We start from the raw sequence: 2,972 nt of genomic DNA, 5'->3' as shown, positions 1-2,972 counted from the left end.
AGCTAAAACCGACTGACTCTGAATAATTGGTTTATCCATCGCTTTTGAAAATCCAGTAGATCAAAGAACAACAAACTTTTAACTTTTTATCCCGTAAGGCCAAATCCTTCGTACAGTACTGATTCATAACTCTTAATTCTTCACTCCGAGCGCAGTGAGGTAACCGGATTCACCAAAGCCGCTTTGATGCTTTGGAAACTGACGGTCAGCAGGGCGATTCCCGCCATCAGCAGGCCCGTTAGCGCAAATACCCACCACCTGATCTCAATCTTGAACTCGAAATTTTGTAGCCATTGATTCATGGCATACCAGGCAATCGGTGACGCCAGGACGATCGCAATCAGAATTAGTTTCAGGAAATCTCTGGAAAGCATCGTAATAATGCTGGCTACGGATGCGCCCAATACTTTACGAACGCCGATTTCTTTGGTGCGCTGCTCGGCGATAAACGTGGCCAGGCCGAATAAACCGAGACAGGCAATCAAAACCGCTAAAAACGTCGATGCTTCAATGAGTTGCGCCGTACGGGTTTCGGACTTGTAGGCCTGCGCCAGCGTTTCGTCCAGAAAACTATACTCAAACACCTGGTTCGGGAACGTGGCTGTCCAGACCTTTTCGATGTGTGCCAAGGCCGCCTGTACGGTTTCGGCCGTTGGATTCTCCATTTGCAGTTTGATGCCCGCCTGATAAAAATTCTTGGGTACGACCATGATCAGTGTCGGGTCGATTTTCTGGTGCAATGAGTTGACATTGAAGTTTTTGGTTACGCCAATAATCGTGGCAAACTCCTGACTGTCTCCGAAATATACTTTCTGTCCAATGGCATCGGCGGGTCGGCTGATGCCCGATCGGTTCAGGAATATTTCATTGACGATGACTTTGATCGCTGCGGAAGAGGTGTCGGTATCCCTGAGTTTTTCCCCGGCCAGCAATGGGATGCCGTAGGTGTCCAGGTAACGCGAATCGCCCATTTTCGTCTGGGTCCTGATGTCGATCGTTTTGGTTCCTTTTCGGTATTGCATGCTCTGCATCCAGTTGCTTTCTGCCGATGCGCTGTTGAACGAGAAACTGACATCCTTAATCTGTGAAGACTCGACCAGTTGATTGCGAAGGGCTTGCCGTTTTTCGGGTTTGTTTTCGGGTAATCCGACGGTAATGATGGCCGATTTGTTAAAACCCAGATCGGCATTTCGGAAGAAAGTAAGCTGCTGGTTGATCAACATCGCACTGCTGATAAGAATCAGTGAAACCGTAAACTGAACGACGACCAAACCCTGCCGCAACGAAAACCACTGCTTTCCCTGCGTCAGCGTATTGTTTTTCAACGCCCAGATCGGTGCCATGCCCGACAGCCGGAACGCCGGATAACCCCCCGCCAGCAAGGTTGTCAGGACCGCCAGGATGAAAGCAAACAAACCGGTTTGCCACGAGAACAAATCCGACGTGGTGAGGGGAACCGCCAGCATACCGGCTACGGTCGAGAGGGTAATTTGTGCGAGCAGGATGGCAAGCAAAACCGCCAGAAACGTAATCAGCCCGGCTTCCGTCAGAAATTGATACACCAGCGACAGGCGGTTACTGCCCACGGCTTTGCGAATGCCGACCTCTTTCGCCCGTTTGAATGCCTGGGCGGTGCTGAGGTTAATGAAGTTGAAGCAGGCAATGAGCAGCACCAGCAAGCTAACGAATGCCAGGGTTTTGAGTAAACCGAGGTTGGCCGTCCGACCGCTCAGGTTGCTGCTGTAATGGAGTTGGGATAACGGGGTCAGAAAAAAGTTTTTGTCGGACAGCGCTTCTTTACCCATGTATTTGAGTATGATCGACCGAAACCGTTTGTTCAGTTGCGTGGGGTCAATGCCTTTTTTTAGCAACACAAACACCTGGAAATTGTCGCCCCATCCGTTCCACGCATTTAAATCGAAATCCGGACTGGTGTTTTTGAGGGTGGAAAACGAAACCAGCATATCGAACGGAAAACTGGTTGTCGACGGCTGATCTTCCAGCACACCGGCCACCATCAACTCCTGTTTGTTATCGAGCTGAATGATTTTACTGAGGACGTCCGTGGTGCCAAAATACTTTTCGGCATATGCCCGGCTTAAGACAACGGTGTTCGGTTGCGAGAGAGCCGTCCGGGCATTGCCCGCAAGCCACTGATAGTTCAGCAAATGGAATAGCCTGTTGTCGGCAAATACGAACGATTCTTTAAACCGTTTGTCGGTCGAGGGAACGGCAAAGATGCTGCCCCTAACCTTGAACAGCGGAACGACGAGTTCTGCTTCAGGAGCATCCGTCCGCAGAGCGTTTGCCATGCCGGTAAAGGTGCCCGGATAGGTGTGTTTCTCTTTGGTATTTTCGGTTTCAACGCGGTAAATCCGGCTCCCGTTGGCGTGGTTCTGGTCGTAGCTGGTTTCGTGCCTGATCACCAGAAAAATCACGACCGTACACGCCAGGCCCGCAGCCAGACCGGTGATGTTAATCAACGAATATCCTTTGCTTTTGGCGAGGCTTCGGAGGGCGATTTTTAAATAATTCCGGATCATGTGAGGACTTAGTAAAAAAGGTGAAGGATACTCAGCAACTGATTTCCGCTTGGCCAGTGGCCGCAATAGGTTCAAAACACTCAGGCCATACCGCCAGCGGGCTTTTCGCACCCCCACGGTTTTCACCCAGTACGCATACAGTTCCAGCAAATCGCCCTGCACCTCCTCGACGGTGTTGGGATCGCCCAGCCAGTCGAGCAGTGTGGTGGCCCAGCGGGGTGGTGGTCCAACGTTTCGGTTTGGATGATCTGGCCGTTTGATGGGCTCCATATTTTTTCAATATCAAATGTTAAATGATGAATTAGGACTTTCGCTTAGAGTGAAATTGCTCGAACTCTGGGGTAGGCTAACTCGTGTCGGAGATAGTCAGCAAATAAACTAGTTCGCAACTGATAGATCGTTTGGCCGACTTGTTTGGCTTTCACTTGT

General features: G+C 50.4%; 1 protein-coding gene and 1 pseudogene. Both read right to left on the bottom strand.

Annotated elements, in window-relative coordinates; genetic code table 11:
• Window positions 1-140: 140 nt before the first annotated feature.
• Complete coding sequence (locus DUE52_RS31955) at window positions 141-2,813, bottom strand: ABC transporter permease (RefSeq protein ID WP_114410208.1); 2,673 nt, start codon at window positions 2,811-2,813, stop codon at window positions 141-143.
• 44 nt (window positions 2,814-2,857) lie between these two features.
• Window positions 2,858-2,972: pseudogene (locus tag DUE52_RS33195) on the bottom strand (IS701 family transposase); the annotation flags it as partial.

It is taken from the genome of Larkinella punicea (assembly GCF_003334855.1).
Lineage (GTDB): Bacteria > Bacteroidota > Bacteroidia > Cytophagales > Spirosomataceae > Larkinella > Larkinella punicea.
This window is presented reverse-complemented; position numbering and strand designations above follow the sequence as displayed.